Annotated in this window: 14 protein-coding genes; 11 read left to right on the top strand and 3 right to left on the bottom strand. The window is 66.7% G+C overall.

The window, feature by feature from the left end; translation table 11 throughout:
• Window positions 1–216 precede the first annotated feature (216 nt).
• Window positions 217–2,139 carry a transglycosylase SLT domain-containing protein gene (locus L3N39_RS18540; protein WP_237258896.1) on the top strand — a complete coding sequence of 641 codons (1,923 nt, stop codon included), beginning with the start codon at window positions 217–219 and terminating at the stop codon, window positions 2,137–2,139.
• Between the two features lie 12 nt (window positions 2,140–2,151).
• On the opposite strand, the gene L3N39_RS18545 is transcribed toward L3N39_RS18540, so the two are convergent.
• Genes L3N39_RS18545 through yegS form a run of 3 tightly spaced genes read right to left on the bottom strand, consistent with a single transcriptional unit; the run spans window position 2,152 to window position 4,930 of the window.
• Window positions 2,152–2,952 carry an MOSC domain-containing protein gene (locus L3N39_RS18545; RefSeq protein ID WP_237258898.1) on the bottom strand — a complete coding sequence of 267 codons (801 nt, stop codon included), beginning with the start codon at window positions 2,950–2,952 and terminating at the stop codon, window positions 2,152–2,154.
• A gap of 45 nt (window positions 2,953–2,997) precedes the next feature.
• Window positions 2,998–3,930 carry a chemotaxis protein CheV gene (locus L3N39_RS18550; RefSeq protein ID WP_237258900.1) on the bottom strand — a complete coding sequence of 311 codons (933 nt, stop codon included), beginning with the start codon at window positions 3,928–3,930 and terminating at the stop codon, window positions 2,998–3,000.
• Between the two features lie 55 nt (window positions 3,931–3,985).
• Window positions 3,986–4,930, bottom strand: coding sequence for a lipid kinase YegS (yegS, locus tag L3N39_RS18555; protein WP_237258901.1), 945 nt, complete (start codon window positions 4,928–4,930; stop codon window positions 3,986–3,988).
• A gap of 376 nt (window positions 4,931–5,306) precedes the next feature.
• On the opposite strand from yegS, the gene L3N39_RS18560 reads away from it, so the two are divergent.
• The 10 genes from L3N39_RS18560 to L3N39_RS18605 all read left to right on the top strand — a co-directional run bounded on the left by L3N39_RS18560 (window position 5,307) and on the right by L3N39_RS18605 (window position 17,405).
• Window positions 5,307–6,740: an undecaprenyl-phosphate glucose phosphotransferase gene (locus tag L3N39_RS18560; RefSeq protein WP_237258903.1), complete on the top strand. Its 1,434-nt coding sequence runs from the start codon at window positions 5,307–5,309 to the stop codon at window positions 6,738–6,740.
• Between the two features lie 151 nt (window positions 6,741–6,891).
• Window positions 6,892–7,329, top strand: coding sequence for a low molecular weight protein-tyrosine-phosphatase (locus L3N39_RS18565; protein WP_237258905.1), 438 nt, complete (start codon window positions 6,892–6,894; stop codon window positions 7,327–7,329).
• A gap of 16 nt (window positions 7,330–7,345) precedes the next feature.
• The gene (locus L3N39_RS18570) at window positions 7,346–9,556 is read left to right on the top strand and encodes a polysaccharide biosynthesis tyrosine autokinase (protein WP_237258906.1); all 2,211 of its coding nucleotides are present in this window, start codon (window positions 7,346–7,348) and stop codon (window positions 9,554–9,556) included.
• Between the two features lie 134 nt (window positions 9,557–9,690).
• Complete coding sequence (locus L3N39_RS18575; protein ID WP_237258908.1) at window positions 9,691–10,761, top strand: glycoside hydrolase family 5 protein; 1,071 nt, start codon at window positions 9,691–9,693, stop codon at window positions 10,759–10,761.
• An 18-nt stretch (window positions 10,762–10,779) separates the two neighbouring features.
• A complete protein-coding gene (locus L3N39_RS18580) occupies window positions 10,780–11,967 on the top strand; it encodes a polysaccharide pyruvyl transferase family protein (RefSeq protein ID WP_237258909.1) in 1,188 nt (395 codons plus the stop codon).
• A 3-nt stretch (window positions 11,968–11,970) separates the two neighbouring features.
• Entirely contained in the window at window positions 11,971–13,203 is a 1,233-nt protein-coding gene (locus L3N39_RS18585; protein ID WP_237258910.1) for a lipopolysaccharide biosynthesis protein, read from the top strand.
• Window positions 13,204–13,262: 59 nt separating this feature from the next.
• The gene (locus L3N39_RS18590) at window positions 13,263–14,513 is read left to right on the top strand and encodes a Coenzyme F420 hydrogenase/dehydrogenase, beta subunit C-terminal domain (protein WP_237258912.1); all 1,251 of its coding nucleotides are present in this window, start codon (window positions 13,263–13,265) and stop codon (window positions 14,511–14,513) included.
• 43 nt (window positions 14,514–14,556) lie between these two features.
• Window positions 14,557–15,810 (top strand): hypothetical protein, encoded by a 1,254-nt coding sequence (locus L3N39_RS18595; protein WP_237258913.1) that lies wholly within the window; start codon window positions 14,557–14,559, stop codon window positions 15,808–15,810.
• Complete coding sequence (locus L3N39_RS18600) at window positions 15,770–16,648, top strand: glycosyltransferase family 2 protein (RefSeq protein WP_237258915.1); 879 nt, start codon at window positions 15,770–15,772, stop codon at window positions 16,646–16,648. Before L3N39_RS18595 ends, L3N39_RS18600 begins: the two co-directional genes overlap by 41 nt.
• Window positions 16,638–17,405 (top strand): WecB/TagA/CpsF family glycosyltransferase, encoded by a 768-nt coding sequence (locus L3N39_RS18605; protein ID WP_237258916.1) that lies wholly within the window; start codon window positions 16,638–16,640, stop codon window positions 17,403–17,405. The genes L3N39_RS18600 and L3N39_RS18605 overlap by 11 nt, the downstream gene beginning before the upstream one ends.
• Window positions 17,406–17,574: the final 169 nt, after the last annotated feature.

Here is a 17,574-nt window from a genome sequence, read left to right on the forward strand (position 1 = left end):
AACAGGGCGCGCAGTCTAGCAGATGGCGGCTGCCAGCCGGCCGGCGCGAAGCTCAACCGGCGCGGGGACGGCGGCGTCTGGCGCGGGGCCTGGCTGACGTTCGTCGGCTGGATTCTTTTCTCACCGCAGCCAGCCGATAGCACGTTTAACTGCTCCGGGCGGCAGGCTAAGCTAGCGCCTGTAGCGCCCTGCTCGAACCCCTTGCCCGGAAGTCTCATGCGCAGTCGACTCCCCCGCCTCCTATTGTTGCTCCTGCTCGCGGCCATGGCCCTGCAGGCCACCGCCGCGAGCCTGTCCCAGCAACGCCAGTACTACGACGAAGCCAAGCGGGCGCTGGCCAAGGGTGACAGCGGCCCCTACCGGCGCTACGCCGCGGCGCTGCGCGACTATCCGCTGGAGCCCTATCTCGCCTATGACGAGCTGACCGCGCGGCTGAAGACGGCCAGCAACGCGGAGGTGGAGAAATTCCTCGCCGAACACGGCGACCTGCCCCAGGTCGGCTGGATGAAGCTGCGCTGGCTGCGCCTGCTGGCGGCGCGCGGCGACTGGCAGCCGTTCCTCGATCACTACGACCCCAAGCTCAACTTCACCGAACTCGACTGCCTGTTCGGCCAGTACCAGGTCGGCCGCGGCATCGCCGAAGGCGACCAGACCGCCGAGAAGCTGTGGCTGGTCGGCAAGTCCCAGCCCGAAGCCTGCGACCGCCTGTTCGAGATGTGGCAGGCGCGCGGCGGGCTGACCGAGGAACGGCTCTGGAAGCGCACCAAGCTGGCGGTGGAGAACGGCAACTACGGGCTGGCCAGCTACCTGACCAAGCAGCTCGGCAGCCACCGGGCCTACGGCCAGCTGCTGGTGGAAGTCGCGCAGAAGCCGCAGCTGCTGGCGCAGACCGAGCGCTTCGGCGCCGCCAACCCGGCCATGGCCGACGTGGTCTCCATCGGCCTGCGCCGCCTCGCCCGCCAGGATCCGGAAAAGGCCCTCGGCCTGCTGGACGGCTATGCCCGGCGCATGGCCTTCTCCGCCGAGGAAAAGGTCGCCATCGCCCGGCAGATCGGCCTGACCCTGGCCAAGCGCTTCGACAGCCGCGCCCTGCAGGTGATGGCCGAGTACGATCCCGAACTGCGCGACAACACCGTCAGCGAATGGCGCGCACGCCTGCTGCTGCGCCTGGGTCGCTGGGACGATGCCTACCGGCTGACCAGTCGCTTCCCCGACGAGCTGGCCAAGACCAACCGCTGGCGCTACTGGCGGGCGCGCAGCCTGGAACTGACCGCTCCGGAAAAGCCCCAGGCCATCCCGCTCTACGCGCCGGTGGCCGAGGAGCGCGACTTCTACGGCTTCCTCTCGGCCGACCGCATCCAGGCGCCCTACAAGCTCAACCACCAGCCGCTCAAGCTGCCACTCAGGGTGGTGCAGAAGGTGCGCAACACGGCCGGCATCCGCCGCGCGCTGGAATTCCACGACCGCGGGCAGATCGTCGACGGCCGCCGCGAGTGGTACCACGTCGGCCGCCTGTTCGACCGCGACGAGCTGGTCGCCCAGGCCCAGCTGGCCTACGACAAGGGCTGGTACTTCCCGGCGATCCGCAGCATCAGCCAGGCACAGTACTGGGACGACCTGGACATCCGCTTCCCCATGGCGCACCGCAGCACCCTGGTCAGCGCCGCCCGCGCCCGGGAGATCCACCCCAGCTGGGCCTTCGCCATCACCCGCCAGGAAAGCGCCTTCATGGCCGATGCGCGCTCGCACGTCGGCGCCAGCGGGCTGATGCAGCTGATGCCGGCCACCGCCAAGGAAACCGCCAGGCGTTTCGGCATTCCGCTGTCCTCGCCGCAGCAGGTGCTCAATCCGAACGTCAACATCCAGCTCGGCACCGCCTACCTCAGCCAGATCTACAACCAGTTCAACGGCAACCGCGTGCTCGCCTCGGCGGCCTACAACGCCGGCCCGGGCCGCGTGCGCCAGTGGCTGCGCGACGCCTCGCACCTGTCGTTCGACGTCTGGGTGGAGAGCATCCCCTTCGACGAGACGCGTCAGTACGTGCAGAACGTGCTGACCTATTCGGTGATCTACGGGCAGAAGCTCAACACCCCGCAACCGCTGGTGGAGTGGCACGAGCGCTTCTTCGACGGCCAGTGAGGCGCGGCGGCGCTACTCGAGCACCTCTACCGGCATGCCCAGCTCTAGCTCGCCGCAGCCCTCGGCGATCAGGTTCTGGCCGAAGAACACCCCGCCATCGCCCTTGCGGTAGCTCATCAGCGTGGCCAGCGGCTCGCGGTCGGCGGCGCGCTCGGCGGTGCGCGGGTCGATGGTCGGGATCACGCAGCGCGAGCAGGGCTTGACCACGCGCAGCTCCAGCGCGCCGATGCGGATGCGCTTCCAGCCATCCTCGGCATAGGGCGCGGCGCCGGCGACCACCAGGTTGGGGCGAAAACGCAGCATCTCCAGCGGCCGGCCGACGCGCTCGACCAGGTCGTCCAGCGACGCCTGGCCGATCAGCAGGAAGGGAAAGCCATCGCTGAACGCAGCGCGCTCGCCCGGCCCGGCATAGGCCGGGTCGATCGGGATGCCCTGCCCGGCCGGCATGTACACCAGCCGGCAGGGCCGGCCGAGCCAGCGGCTCAGCCACTCGGCCGCGGCCTCGCCGGCATCCGGCACCTGCACCTGGTTGTTCCAGATCTGCACGCCGCGCGCGGCCTCGCCTGCCGGCACGCCGACCCTGAGCGGCGGCATGCCGGGCGCCGCCAGGCCGAGCGCCGCGGCGTCGTGCCAGCGCGCCTCGAGCAGGGCCAGTTGCGGCAGCACGCGCTGGGTCAGGAAGCGGCCGCTGTCGGCGTCGACCAGCATCCAGCGACGGTCACCGACCAGGCCGAGGGCATCGCTGCGAGCGCGGACGAGCGCCTCGCCGCTGGCGGACTTGAGGGGGAATCGGTAGATCGAGGAGAGATGCATGCGGCGCCTCCGTTCGCGAAGCGCCGCAGCATAGCGCAGCCGGGCTCAGTGCGGCGTGTCGCGCAGCAGGCGGTCGCGCACCACGTCGACCAGCTTTTCCGGCTGGAACTTGGAGAGGAAGTTGTCGCAGCCGACCTTCTGCACCATCGCCTGGTTGAACGAGCCGGACAACGAGGTGTGCAGCACCACATAGAGGTCGCGCATGCGCGGGTCGTGGCGGATCTCGGTGGTCAGGCGGTAGCCGTCCATCTCCGGCATCTCGGCATCGGTGAAGACCATCAGCAGCTTGTCGGTCAGCACCTCGCCGGCATCGGCCCAGGCACGCAGCAGGTTCAGCCCCTTGAGCCCGTCGGTCGCGGTGTGGATCGTCACGCCGAGCTGCACCAGGGTGTCGCGCAGCTGCGCCAGGGCGACGCTGGAATCGTCGACGCAGAGCACCTCGCGCCCGCGCGCGCGCTCGAGCAGCGGGTCGGCCAGGCGCTCCGGCGGGATGTTGGTGTCGTAGGGGACGATCTCGGCGAGCACCTTCTCCACGTCGATCACCTCGACCAGTTCGTTCTCCACCTTGGTGATCGCCGTCAGGTAGTGCTGGCGCCCGGCGGTGCTTGGCGGCGGCATCACCTCGTCCCAGTTCAGGTTGAGGATGCGGTCGACGCTGCCGACCAGGAACGCCTGCACGGTACGGTTGTACTCGGTGACGATGATGGTGCTGCGCTCGTCCGGCACCAGCGGACGCAGGCCGATCGCCAGCGACAGGTCGATCACCGGCAGGGTCTGCCCGCGCAGGTTGATGACGCCGCACACCGAGCTGTGGCGGTGCGGCATCAGGGTCATCTTCGGCAGCTGGACGACTTCCTGCACCTTGAACACGTTGATCGCGAACTTCTGCCGCCCGGACAGCCGGAACATGAGGATTTCCAGGCGATTCTGTCCCACCAGGCGGGTACGTTGATCGACTGAATCGAGAATTCCGGCCATGGCCGACTCCTTGTGAACGCGGGATACCGGGGTATCGGCCGCCGCGCGCCGCGCTTTACCTCCCCCGCGCAGATTTCGGATCGGCGTCCGTGCCGGGCGCCGTCGCGCCGCCGCGCAGCGGCGAGTCGCCCGGCAGGTGCATGCGCAGGGCCTTGCCCAGGACATCGAAATGCAGCTGCTCGCCCAGCGCCGGCTCGCCGTCGAGGTTGACGTCGATCGGCTGCGGCGCCTCGATGTCGAGCCAGGCCACGCGGGCGCTCACCGACACCGTCTCGACGCCGAGCAGGCCACCGCTGAGCAGCGTGCCCAGGGTGCCAACGGTGTCCTCCGGTGCCGGCACGATGCAGACATCCAGCAAGCCGTCGTCGACCAGTGCCTGCGGGCAGAGCAGCTGGCCGCCGCCGGCCTGGCGGCCGTTGCCGACGCCGAAGGCGAGGAAGTCACCTTCCCAATCGAAGCCCGGCCCCTGGAAGCGGCCATGGGCCGAGCCGATCTCGGCGAAACGGGTCAGCCCGGTGAGCAGGTAGGCGCCGCCGCCGAGCACGCGCTTGAGCTCCTCCGAGGTGCTGGCGGTGACGCGGCTGCCGAAGCCGCCGGTGGCCATGTTGACGAAGGGCTCGCCGTTCATCTGGCCGACATCGATGGCCACCGGCGGCTCGTCGAGCAGCGCCAGCGCCTCGCCGGATACCAGCGGGATGCCCGCCGCGCGGGCGAAATCGTTCGCCGTGCCCAGCGGCAGCAACGCCAGGCTGGCATCGCTGCCGGCGGCCAGCAGCGCCTGCACCACCTCGCGCAGGGTGCCGTCGCCACCGCCGGCGATCAGGGTGCGGTAGCCGGCCGCCAGCGCCTCATCCACCAGCCGCGCGGTGTCGCCCGGCTCCCAGGTCACACGCACGGCCAGGTCCCAGCCGAGCTCGCGCTGGAGCTCGACCGCTTCGCGGACATCGGCATTGGTCGCCTGCTTGCCATGCAGGATCAGCAGAGCCTTGGGAGCTGTCATCGAACGCGTCCTTTGCAGCGGTACTGCCCATGAGACTGGAGCCGACAGCGAAAGTTGTAGCCCAGCGAAGCGGCCCCGGATTAATCCAAAACTTCGATATGAGGCTCCGCCCGTCGTCAACCCCGGCTGCCGTCCAGACTCGGTGGCAGCCGCTCATTCCGCGCAATTTCGCTGCCTAATCAGGTAGTTGCGCGCGTTTTGCGCGACTCGCTGATTTTCCGTCGCATCCGCCGACCGGACTGAACTCCTGAAATACCCCAAGGTCGGAGCAGGAGTCCTGATGCGGATGCGATAGCGGCCTGCCATCAATCGCCCCGTCCGGCACACCAAATTCGAGCATTGAGTCAGCGGCTTTAGCTGAGGAAGGAGCCTTGTGATGCGTTTACAGTCTGTTGGAACCCTTGAGTATGCTCACCCAAGCTTCGTCGACTACTTTCTTGCCAGCGTCCGGCTGATCCATGGCCTGACCGCGATCCTGCCGGGGCTCCTGCTGTTGCTGATGCTGCCCGACCTGCCTTCGGCGGGCGGACCGTTCAGTGCCTTCCTGATGTTCTTCGGGGTGATCTCGGTGATCATCTTCCAGTCGCTGGGCATCTACAGCGAGGAAGTGTTCAGCACCCTGCTGCGTTTCCGCATCATGCTGCTGGCCTGGGCCGCCGCCTTCAGCCTGCTGATCTTCATGCACCAGGGCATGGGCATGTTCGGCTACCTGCAGACCGAGCACCTGGCCTTCTGGTTCTTCGCCAGCCTGGCGCTGTTCGGCGCCGAGCGCCTGGCGATGCTCTCGCTGTTCCGCCGGCGCATGGCCCGCGGCATGTACCTGCAGAACGCGGTGATCCTCGGCGGCACCGACAACGGCATCCGCGTTGCCGAATACCTGCAGCACAACCGTGACATCCGCACCGGCGTGCTCGGCTTCATCGACGACCGCCTCGGTCGCCTGCCGGCCGAGCTGGCCAGCCTGCCGCTGCTGGGCAACACCGCCGACCTCGAGCGGCTGATCCGCGAGGAGAAGGTCACCCAGGTGCTGGTCGCCCTGCCCTGGTTCGCCGACAGCCGCATCGGCCAGGTCATCGACCGCCTGCGCCAGCTGCCGGTCAACGTATTGCTGGTACCGGACATGGTCGCCTTCCGCCGGGCCAACAAGCGCATCACCGAAGTGGCCGGCCTGCCGACGCTGATCGCCTCCGACGTGCCGCTGCGTGGCTGGTCGCCGTTCTTCAAGCGCCTGGAGGATATCGTGCTGTCGAGCATCGCCCTGCTCTGCGCCGCGCCGGTGATGCTGGCCATCGCCCTGGCAATCAAGCTCGACTCGCGCGGCCCGGTGTTCTTCAAGCAGAAGCGCTACGGCTACAACAACCGCCTGATCGAGGTGTTCAAGTTCCGCTCGATGTACCACGAGAAGAGCGACGCCAACGCCGACCGCCAGACCACCCGCGGCGACGACCGTATCACCCGCGTCGGCCACTTCATCCGCAAGACCAGCCTCGATGAGCTGCCGCAGCTGATCAACGTGTTCCTCGGCAGCATGTCGATGGTCGGCCCGCGCCCGCACGCCACCGCGACCAAGGCCGCCGGGGTGTTGTTCGAGGACGCCGTGTCCGAATACTCGGCGCGCCACCGGGTCAAGCCGGGCATCACCGGCTGGGCGCAGATCAACGGCTACCGCGGCGAGACCGACACCCTGGAGAAGATCGAGAAGCGCGTCGAGTACGACCTCGACTACATCGAGCGCTGGTCGGTCTGGTTCGACCTCTACATCCTCTTCCGCACCGTACCCGCGCTGATTTCGAACAAGGACGTGTACTGACGCCACGGGCGCCGGCAAGCCGCCTGGGGCTTGTCGAACGGGGCGCGCCGGCGCCCTTCGATCAGGGAGGAACTAATGATCACAGACACCATCTCATTTGCGTTCCAAACCGGCCGGCCCGATCCGGCCAGCCGGTGAGGCAGAGATTTTTATGTTCAAGAACATTCTCATCGTCTGTGTCGGGAACATCTGCCGAAGCCCCATGGCCGAGGCGATGCTCCAGGCCAGACTCGGCGGAACCGGCCTGACGATCGCTTCGGCAGGCATCGGCGCACTAGTAGGTAACCCGATGGACAAGACCGCACACGAGGTTTTGCAGGAACACGGATTGGAGCACACGGCTCACCGTGCACGGCAGGTGGATGCCCACATGCTGCACGAGGCCGACCTGATCCTGGCCATGGAGCACAGCCACATCCAGCACATCCGCCAGATGGCGCCGGAAGTCCATGGCAAGACGTTCCTGATCGGCAAATGGCGCGACGAGCTGGAGATCCCCGATCCCTACCGCCAGTCCCGCCCCGCCTTCGAGCACGTACACGGCCTTCTGACGCAGTCCGTCGAAAGCTGGCTTCCTTACCTGAAGTAAAAGAAAAGGAACTTCAATGACCACCATGCCTCGCCCCATCTACGAGACCAAAGAGGAAAAGGACATCGACCTTGCCCACCTCTTTGACACCTTCATCAACAACCGTGGGCTGATCATCGGCATCACCGGCTTCTTCGCCGCGCTGGGCATCGCCTATGCGCTGCTGGCGACGCCGGTGTACCTGGCCAGCGCGATGATCCAGATCGAACCCAAGACCGGCCTGCCCAGCCTGACCGACGTGGTCAACACCAACCCGCCGGTGTCCCCGGCGCAGACCGAGATCGCCCTGCTCAAGTCGCGCTCGGTGGTCGGTGGCGCGGTCGAGAACCTGAACCTGGACATCATCATCAAGCCGCACCACTTCCCGGTGATCGGCGGCTTCATGGCGCGCCGCTTCGAACCGAGCGAGGAAGGCGAGCTGGGCTGGTACCCGACCGGCCTGGACGCCTACGCCTGGGGCGGCGAGAAGCTGCGGATCACCCGCCTCGACGTGCCGGACAAGATGCACGGCGAGGAGCTGACCCTCGAGGCCGCGGAGAATGGCGGCTTCATCCTGCGCGACACCGACGATGAAGTGGTCGCCCAGGGCGTGGTCGGCGAGCCGGTCGAGGCCGACGGCTACACCGTCAACGTCGCCGAGCTGCTGGCCCGCCCCGGCACCACCTTCACGGTGATCAAGAACCGCACCTACAACACCACCGAGGCGTACCAGAACCGCCTGTCCGCCGGCGAGCACGGCAAGCAGTCGGGCATCGTCAACGTCACCCTCGAGGACACCGACCCCGAGCAGGCCGTGCGCGTGCTCGAAGAGGTGGCCACCCGCTACGTCCAGCAGAACGTCGCGCGCAACGCCGCCGAGGCGACCCAGAGCCTGCAGTTCCTCGACGAGCAGGTGCCGGCCGTGCGCCGCAAGCTGGAGGAAGCGCAGACCGCGCTGAACAAGTACCAGACCGGCTCGCGCACGGTGGACATCACCGCCGAGACCCAGTCGGTGCTCGACCGCATCGTCGACCTGGAAAAGCAGATCTCCGAGCAGAACCTCAAGCGTACGGAGATGGAGCGCCGCTTCACCCGCCAGCACCCGAACTTCCAGGCGCTGATGAACCAGATCAACCAGCTGCAGAACCAGAAGACCGAGCTGGAGAAGCAGATCGGCACCCTGCCCTCGACCCAGCAGGAACTGCTGCGCCTGAACCGTGACGTGGAAGTTTCCTCGGAAACCTACTCGATGCTGCTGAACAAGACCCAGGAGCTGGACATCATCCGCGCCGGAACCGTGGGCAACGTGCGCATCATCGACCATGCCGCCGCCGACCTGGAAAGCCCGGTCAAGCCGAACAAGCCGCTGGTGATCATCGTCGCCACCCTGCTCGGCCTGATCATCGCCACTGCCTTCGTCTATGTGCGCGAAGCGCTCAAGCGCGGCGTCGAGAACCCCGAGGACATCGAGCGCTCCGGCACCCCGGTCTACGCCGCGATCCCGTTCAGCGAAAAGCAGTCTTCGCTGGAGAAGCGCCTGGCCAACTTCAAGCGCGACAAGAGTGCCGCGTCCTACCTGCTGTCGGTCAACGACCCGGCGGACCTGGCCACCGAGGCGATGCGCAGCCTGCGTACCAGCCTGCACTTCGCGATGATCGAGGCGAAGAACAACGTGCTGATGATCACCGGCCCGAGCCCGGCGGTCGGCAAGTCGTTCGTCACCACCAACCTGGCCGCGGTCATCGCCCAGTCCGGCAAGCGCGTGCTGCTGGTCGACTCCGACATGCGCAAGGGCTACCTGCACAAGGTCATGCGTTGCAATGGCGACAAGGGCCTGTCGGACATCCTCTCCGGCCGCATCACCCTGTTCGATGCGATCCAGAAGACCCAGCTGAACAACCTGCACGTGATCAGCCACGGCCAGCTGCCGCCGAACCCCTCGGAACTGCTGATGCACGAGAACTTCGCGCGGTTCGTCAAGGAAGTCAGCACCATGTACGACCTGGTGATCTTCGACACCCCGCCGATCCTCGCCGTGACCGACGCCGCGCTGGTCGGCAGCCAGGCCGGCACCACCCTGATGGTCACCCGCTACGGCATGAACGGCATCAAGGAAATCGAAGCCGCCAAGCGCCGCCTCGAGCAGAACGGCCTGCTGGTCAAGGGCGTGATCTTCAACGCCGTGGTCCGCAAGGCCTCCACCTACGGCGAGTACGGCTACTACCAGTACGAGTACGTGAGCAAGTGATGCACGGGCGATGGGGCGGCTAGCCGTCGCATCGCCGCTGCACCAGGCGGGCCGTGGCTCGCGCGAATCCCATCCCCTCCCCTGGGGCCCGTGCGGCCCCGGCGGGTGGCTATTGTCCGAAGGCAGGCAGTTCGATGAGCCCTTGCACAACCATTCGACGCATGACGCGCCTGGCCCTGCTGGTGGCGCTCGCCACGAGCGCGCCGCTGGCCGCTGCGCAGAACGAGGCAGGCAGGACCGGCATCGACCTGATCGGCGTGAACCTCGCCGGCGCCGAGTTCGCCCCCCAGGTGACCCCGGGCAAGCACGGCAAGCACTACTACTATCCGGCCAAGCAGCACCTCAAGTACTACGCCGACAAGGGCATCCGCCTGATCCGCTTCCCGTTCCTCTGGGAGCGGGTGCAGCACAACCTCGGCGAGGGCCTGGACGGCGAGCAGCTCAGCCTGCTCAAGCGCACCCTGGACTTCGCCATGCAGCATGACCAGCAGGTCATCCTCGACATGCACAACTACGGACGCTACCAGGGCCAGCTGATCGGCTCGAGCGAAGTGCCCTACGCCGCCTACGCCGATGTCTGGCGCAAGCTCGCCGAGCGCTTCAAGGGCCACCCGGCGCTGCTCGGCTACGACATCATGAACGAGCCGCACAGCACCGTCGGCCTCTGGCCCGGCGCGGCGCAGGCGGCGGTCGACGCCATCCGCGAGGTGGACGACCAGACGCTGATCTTCGTCGAGGGCGAGCGCTGGGCCAGCGCCTACCACTGGCCGCTGGTCAACGGCAACTTCCTGCTGCGCGACCCGGCCGAGCGCATCGTCTACGAGGCGCACCTGTATTTCGACGAGGACTTCTCCGGCAAGTACCTGCCCGGCAAGAGCCGCAACATCGACCCGATGCTCGGCGTCGAGCGCGCGCGGCCCTTCGTCGAGTGGCTGAAGAAGCACGGCCAGAAGGGCTTCCTCGGCGAGTACGGCGTCCCCGACGACCTGCCCGCCGCCAGCGTGGCCATGGACAACCTGCTCGGCTACCTCAACGACAACTGCATACCCAGCGCCTACTGGGCGGCCGGGCCCGGCTGGGGCAAGTACAAGCTGGCCATCGAGCCGCGCGACCGCCAGGACCGCCCGCAGATGGCCATCCTGCAGAAGCACCTGGCCAACGATTGCACCTCCTTCGGCCCTTCTCCGGCGCCAAGCGCTGACTGATTCTGGAGTAACCACACGATGAAATTCGGACTGCTTTGGCACTCGTTCTCTTCCGGCAACCTCGGCGTCGGAGCCCTGAGCATCTCCAACATGCTGCTGATCGACGAAGCGGCGCGCAAATGCGGCATCACCCCGGAGTTCCTCATCATCGGCTCCTCCGGCCCGTGCGACTACCCGCTGCCGGCCGAGCGCTTCAACTACGAGTTCATCGAGTTCAACGAGAAGGCCCTGCTGAAGAACCCCCACGGCCTGTACCAGGCCATCGCCTCGTGCGACGCGGTGTTCGACATCGGCGAGGGCGACAGCTTCTCCGACATCTATGGCGCCAAGCGCCTGATCAAGCTCCTGGTCAGCAAGGGCATGGCCCTGGGCGCGCGGGTGCCACTGATCCTCTCGCCGCAGACCATCGGCCCGTTCAAGTCCGACTGGGGCACCCGCGCCTCGGCCTGGGTGATGAAGAAGAGCAGCATGGTGTTCGCCCGTGACCACCAGTCCTACGCGGTGCTCGAGCAGCTGGACGTGCCCAACCGCGACGAGGTGATCGACGTCGCCTTCCACCTGCCCTTCGAGCGCCAGGTGCGCGAGCCCGACCCGGCGCGGCTGGCGGTGGGCATCAGCGTCTCGGCGCTGCTGCACCACGGCGGCTACGAGGGCAGCGCCAACCAGTTCGGCCTGCGCGCCGACTACAAGGCGCTGACCGACCAGCTGATCCAGGCGCTGTTCGAGCGCGGCCACGAGGTGCACCTGGTGCCCCACGTGATCCCGCTCGGCTTCCCTGCCGAGGATGACTTCAGCGTCTCGCAGGCGCTGCAGAAGCGCTACCCCGAGCTCAAGCTGGCGCCGCGCTTCCGCGGGCCGATCGAGGCCAAGAGCTACATCAGCGGCCTGGACTTCTTCGTCGGCGCGCGCATGCACGCCACCATCGGCGCCTTCTCCGCCGGCGTGCCGGTGGTGCCGCTGGCCTACAGCCGCAAGTTCGCCGGGCTCTACCAGTCGCTGGACTATCACCGCGTCGTCGATCTCAAGACCGAGACCACCGAAAGCGCCCTGTCCAGCGTCCTGGCCTACCTGGACCAGCGCGAGCAGCTCAAGGCCGAGGTCGCCGCCAGCGGCGCGATCATCCGCCGCAAGCTGGATGCCTACGGCGACGCCCTGGAGCGCATCCTGCTGTCGCTGCACCAGGGCCAGGCGGTCTACCAGAGATAAGCCATGCGCGATCATGCCCTGATGGGAATCACCACGGCGGCGCGGACCGCCGTGCAGCTGGGCACGCTACTGATCCTGGCAAGGACGCTCGGGCCCACCGACTTCGGCTTCATCTCGATCGTCATCACCTGGTCGACCATCGTCGCCCTGGTGACCGACTACGGCTTCGGCATGCGCGCGCTGCGCGACATCGGTGCCGAGCGCGAGCGCGCCGGGGAGATCATGTCGGCCAGCCTGGCGGCGAAGACGGTGCTGGTGCTGCCGGCCTGCCTGATCCTGCTGCCGCTGATCCTCTTCGTCCTCGACCTGAGCACGGCCGAGCGCATCGCCTCGGTGCTGTTCCTGCTCGGCACCCTGGCCTCGTCCTACGGCGACCTCGGCCTGACGGTGTTCCGCAGCATCGGCCAGTTCCAGCGCGAGACCCGCCTGGTGGTGATCACCGCGCTGCTGCACTTCGCCCTGGTCGGCCTGGCGATCCTGCTCAGCAACGAGGTGGTCGCCATCGGCCTGGCGTTCCTCGCCTCGCGGCTGATCTACGCGGCCAGCGCCCTGCGCGCGCTGTCGAAGATCCTCGACCTGGGTGGCATCCTGCGTACCTCGCGGCAGACCCTGGGCGAGCGCTTCCGCAGCTCGACCAGCTTCGCGGTGGACAGCGGCGCGACCAACATCTTCGCCCAGCTCGACGTCATCCTGGTCAACCACCTGGCCGGGCGCGAGGCGGCGGGCATCTACTTCGCCGGCTCGCGCCTGGTGCAGGGCGCGGTGCCGTTCAGCGTGCTGCTGGCCAGCGTGCACATCCCGCGCTTCGCCCACCGCCTGCACCACAAGACACCGGGGCTGGGCCGCTACGGCGCACGCATCCTCGGCGAATACATCGCCCTGGGCCTGGTGCTGGCGCTGGGCTTCTACCTGGTCGGCCCGCTGTTCACCGACTACTTCCTCGGTGCCGGCTACGCCGAACTCAACACCCTGTGGCTGGCGTTCGCCTGCTTCACCGCCGCGCGCTTCGTCGCCGCCGGGCTGGGCGTGCAGCTGATGGCCATGGGCACCGGTTTTTTGCGCACCTTCGGAATCATTTTCTCCGGCGTTGTCACAGTGACCTGTTACTGGTTGTTCATCCCCAGCAACGGCATACAGGCAGCGCCCTGGGTATCGGCGCTCGGCATGGCCGTGCTGACGCTCATCTACGGCTATGCGGTGCAGAACATCTACCGCAAGCAGCGGGCCGGCGCATGACCGGCAACGTCAAACACCGGGCCGCCACTGGCGGTCCGCAGCTCAAGGGAAAGGCTGCTATGAAAGCGCTACTCGATCGTGTCCTGAAAAACGACCTGTGCAGCGGTTGCGGCATGTGCAGTTCGGTCGCCTCCGAAGATGCCCTGCGCATGCGCCTGAGCGCGGACGGCTACAACCGGCCGACGCTCAACCCGGATTTTCGCAACCGCGAGATCGCCGACGCGCAGACCACCGCCGCCTTCGCCAAGTCGTGCCCGGCGCTGAACCTCGACATCCGCCCGTACAAGTCGAAGAACTACCACCCCATCTGGGGCGAGATCCTGCACACGCTCAAGGGCTATGCCGCCGACGACGAGATCCGCCAGGCCGGTTCCTCCGGCGGGGTGATCTCGGCGCTGGCGCAGTACTGCCTGGAGCGCAAGCTGGTCGACGGGGTGATCCAGATCCAGGCCTCGGCGCAGGATCCGCTGGAGAACGTGGCGATCATCAGCCGCTCGCGGCAGAACGTCATCGCCTCCTCCGGCTCGCGCTATGCGCCGGCCTCGCCGGCCGAGGCGCTGCGCTGGGTGGCGATGTCCACCGAGAAGTACCTGTTCGTCGGCAAGCCGTGCGACGTCGCCGCGGTGCGCCAGATGCAGGCGCACAACCCGCGGCTGAAGGAGAACATCCCCTACGTGGTGTCCTTCATGTGCGCCGGCACGCCGAGCCTGCACGGCACCGAGCAGGTGCTGGAGAAGCTCGAGGCCAAGCGCGAGGACGTCACCGCCTTCCGCTACCGCGGCGACGGCTGGCCGGGGCTGACCAAGGCCACGCTGAAGAACGGCGAGGCGCGCACCATGACCTACAACGACTCCTGGGGAAAGGTGCTCAACCGCCACCTGCAGACGCGCTGCAAGATCTGCCCGGACGGCATCGGCGAGTTCGCCGACATCGTCTGCGCCGATGGCTGGGAAGGCGACGAGAAGGGCTACCCGTCGTTCGAGGAACGCGAGGGCAACTCGCTGATCCTGATCCGTACGCCGAACGGCCGTGAACTTTTTCGCAACGCCGAGGCCGATGGTGTTGTCAAAGCCGAGGCCTTCGACACCGGCAGCATCTTCGCCATCCAGCCGTTCCAGTACTACCGGCGCACGACGATCCTGCCGCGGCTCTGGGCGATGAAGCTGCTGATGCTGAAAACCCCGAGCTACAAGGGCTTCGAGCTTGGCAAGGGAATGCGGGAGATCGGCCTGTACCAGAGCTTCAAGGCCTTCACCGGCCTGTTGGTACGGCGCAAGAAGATCAAGCGGCGCGCGCTCGAGACGGCGTGAGTCGCCCCGCGAACAAGGAACCCAAACCTAAGGACCCAGGTTGATGACGACTTTCAGTTCACGCTTCTTTTTCTTCCCGCTGATGTTTCTGGCGATCGTGCTGCACTTCTCGGTGTTCGGCGAGAGTCCGCACAACCCCTACGGCATCAAGGGCGTGAACGAGCTCTTCATCGCCATCTGCCTGGTGTTCGCCTTCCTGCTGGCCCTGGCGCAGGCCGAGGACGCCTCGCGCGAGCTGCGCATCCTCATGTACTACTGCCTGTACACGGTGGTGGTGTTTCAGCTGCTGCCGGCGGTGTTCGCCTACTTCACCTATGGCCAGCCGATCGTCTTCGGGCTGATCGAGGAACGCCGGGTGCTGTTCTGCCTGGGCTTCGCGCCGCTGCTGTTCCTTTCCAAGCGGGTCAGCACGCTGCAGTTCGAGCGCGCGCTGATCTACGCGGCGCTGTTCGCCGCGTTCCTCTCCTGGTGCTTCAAGTTCGGCGTGATTCCGGACATGCGCGCCGAAGTGCGCTCCGACGACCGCCCGGACCGCTCGTCCATCGGCCCGTTCCTGATCTGCTTCGGCTACTTCTACTGCATCCAGCTGTGGCACAAGGCGGCCTCGCCGATCAACGACGCCGCACGCAACCGCACGCTCTACCTGGTACTGGCGGCGCTCTTGCTGCTGACCCTGGTGTTCGCCACCCAGACCCGCCAGCTGATCGTCCTCAGCCTGGCCTTCACCCTGTTCTGCCTGCGGGCCAAGGCCGTCATCTGGGCCGCCTCGCTGTGCGTGCTGCTGTCGCCGTTCTACTTCTACCCCAGCCTGCTCGAGGTGCTGGGCCTGAACGTCGACTTCTACAGCCAGTCGGTCACCACCGTCGAGGATGGCGCCCGCCCGATCACCATCGCCGCGATCATGCGCCACCTGGACCTGGTCAACTGGCTGCCCAGCGGCTCGCTGTCGCTGATGTGGCGCGAAGGCTTCGTCCCCTACTTCGGCGAACACTTCTTCCTCTCCGACGTGGGCATCGTCGGCACGCTGTTCCGCTTCGGTTTCCTCACCTTCCTGATCATCCCGCTGACGCTGCTGATCTATCAGCGCATCGCCAAGAACATCAACCGCGACCTGTCGTTCATCTATGCGGTGATGCTCGCCTACTTCGTCATCTGGCCGCTCAACGGCCTGATGGAGTACGGCCAGCCGGTGATCGCCATGCTGTTCGTCATCCACTCCCTGAAAGCCCGCCACCTTCGCAGCCAGGAAAGACTCCATGAACGTCGCACTTATCCTCAACTACAAAGCTGCTACTGAAACCATCAGCTGCGTCGAGAGCCTGCGCAGCCACTGCCGGGCGATCGACCACATCATCGTCATCGACAACGATTCGCAGGACGGCTCGCTGGTCGCCTTCCAGCAATGGCAGCAGGAAGCCGGGGCGCACAACGTCACCCTGCTCGCCAACCCGCAGAACAACGGCTATGCCGGCGGCAACAACTACGGCATCCGCTGGGCGCAGGCCAACCTGCCGGTGGAGCACTACTGGATCGTCAACAACGACACCTACGTCGAGGAAGACGCCTTCTCGCCGCTGCTCGAGGAGCTCAAGCGCAACGACCGCCAGTTCGTCGGCTCGGTGATCCTCAGCGCCGCCGACGGCCACCTCGAGTGCTACGGCGGCGGCAAGCTCTACCCGCTGCTGGGCAAGGCCAAGCTGCTCGGCAAGGGCCAGACGCTCGAGTCCATGGCCCAGCAACAGGAGCAGCCCGACTACCTGATGGGCTGCAGCCTGGCGTTCTCGGCACGCCTGCTCGAGCGCATCGGCCTGATGGACGAGGACTACTTCATGTACTCCGAGGAAGTCGACTGGCAGTTCCAGGCGCGCAAGCTCGGCGTCGGCATCAAGGTGGTCCCGGCGAGCCGGCTATTCCACTACGGCTCGCTCAGCTCCGGCGGCCGCTCGGCCTTCTATCACTACTACCGCAACCGCGCCGCCACGCGATTCAACAAGCGCTTCTACGGCGCGCCGTTCGCGCTGGCCTCGGCGTGTTTCCTGTCGGCGATCACGCTGATCAAGGAATACAACCACCCGGCCCTGGCCTGGTCCGGCATCAAGGGCGCCTTCAAGGGAGTAACGATGAGTGTCGAGTAAAACGAACCATGCATTCGGTGTGGACTTCTATACCGGCAGCAAGGCCGCCTTGCTCGCGACCATCCGCGAGGGCGTCCGCCAGCCCTATTCGTTCGTCGTCACGCCGAACGTCGACCACCTGGCCCAGCTGCAGGACAGCGCACCACTGCGCAACGCCTACGCCAAGGCCCGCCTGCGCATCTGCGACAGCCGCATCCTGATGCCGCTGCTGCACCGCCTGGGCGTGCCGGTCGAGGAAGTCATCCCCGGCAGCGACCTGACCATGGACCTGCTGCGCTGGGCCGACCGCGACGGCCTGCGCATCGTATTGATCGGCGGCACCGACGAGGAAGTCGGCAAGCTGCGCCAGCTGTATCCGCGCATCGAGCTGCACCACCACAACCCGCCGATGGGCTTCATCAAATCGCCCGAGGAGGTCGAGCGCTGCCTGCGCTTCGTCCGCGAGCACCCCTCGGAGCTGGTCTTCTATGCCGTCGGCGCGCCGCGCCAGGAGATCCTCGCCAGTTCCATCGAACAACACGAACGGACCGGCATGGGCTTCTGCATCGGCGCCTCGATTTCCTTCGCCACCGGCACCGTCAAGCGGGCGCCGCGCTGGATGCAGAACTGCCGGTTGGAATGGCTGCACCGCATGGCATCGGAACCGCGCCGGCTGGTACGGCGCTACCTGCACGACGCGCTGTTCATCATCCCGGCCTACCGCCGCGAGCGCGCCGCGCGCCTGCACACGGGCCGCACGGCCAATCAGGACGTGTAGCGAAATAACGAAAATTTCGATGTTGATGCCGGCATTGGCGTTGAACCTGAGGCAAACGAGACGGTCTATCCCTACTGCAACCCAACGCTGGCAAAACAATATTGCCAGGCCACCGGTGCGGAGCAGCCAGGCACGGCGCTCCCACGGTGGGTAGAACAATAACGGTGCC

This window comes from Pseudomonas oligotrophica (assembly GCF_021726475.1).
In the GTDB taxonomy this organism is placed as follows: domain Bacteria; phylum Pseudomonadota; class Gammaproteobacteria; order Pseudomonadales; family Pseudomonadaceae; genus Stutzerimonas; species Stutzerimonas oligotrophica.

Coding starts and splice junctions, on each gene's coding strand:
- L3N39_RS18540 (WP_237258896.1), top strand. CDS start 217: ATGCGCAGTCGACTCCCCCGCCTCCTATTGTTGCTCCTGCTCGCGGCC.
- L3N39_RS18545 (WP_237258898.1), bottom strand. CDS start 2,952: ATGCATCTCTCCTCGATCTACCGATTCCCCCTCAAGTCCGCCAGCGGC.
- L3N39_RS18550 (WP_237258900.1), bottom strand. CDS start 3,930: ATGGCCGGAATTCTCGATTCAGTCGATCAACGTACCCGCCTGGTGGGA.
- yegS (WP_237258901.1), bottom strand. CDS start 4,930: ATGACAGCTCCCAAGGCTCTGCTGATCCTGCATGGCAAGCAGGCGACC.
- L3N39_RS18560 (WP_237258903.1), top strand. CDS start 5,307: ATGCGTTTACAGTCTGTTGGAACCCTTGAGTATGCTCACCCAAGCTTC.
- L3N39_RS18565 (WP_237258905.1), top strand. CDS start 6,892: ATGTTCAAGAACATTCTCATCGTCTGTGTCGGGAACATCTGCCGAAGC.
- L3N39_RS18570 (WP_237258906.1), top strand. CDS start 7,346: ATGACCACCATGCCTCGCCCCATCTACGAGACCAAAGAGGAAAAGGAC.
- L3N39_RS18575 (WP_237258908.1), top strand. CDS start 9,691: ATGAGCCCTTGCACAACCATTCGACGCATGACGCGCCTGGCCCTGCTG.
- L3N39_RS18580 (WP_237258909.1), top strand. CDS start 10,780: ATGAAATTCGGACTGCTTTGGCACTCGTTCTCTTCCGGCAACCTCGGC.
- L3N39_RS18585 (WP_237258910.1), top strand. CDS start 11,971: ATGCGCGATCATGCCCTGATGGGAATCACCACGGCGGCGCGGACCGCC.
- L3N39_RS18590 (WP_237258912.1), top strand. CDS start 13,263: ATGAAAGCGCTACTCGATCGTGTCCTGAAAAACGACCTGTGCAGCGGT.
- L3N39_RS18595 (WP_237258913.1), top strand. CDS start 14,557: ATGACGACTTTCAGTTCACGCTTCTTTTTCTTCCCGCTGATGTTTCTG.
- L3N39_RS18600 (WP_237258915.1), top strand. CDS start 15,770: ATGAACGTCGCACTTATCCTCAACTACAAAGCTGCTACTGAAACCATC.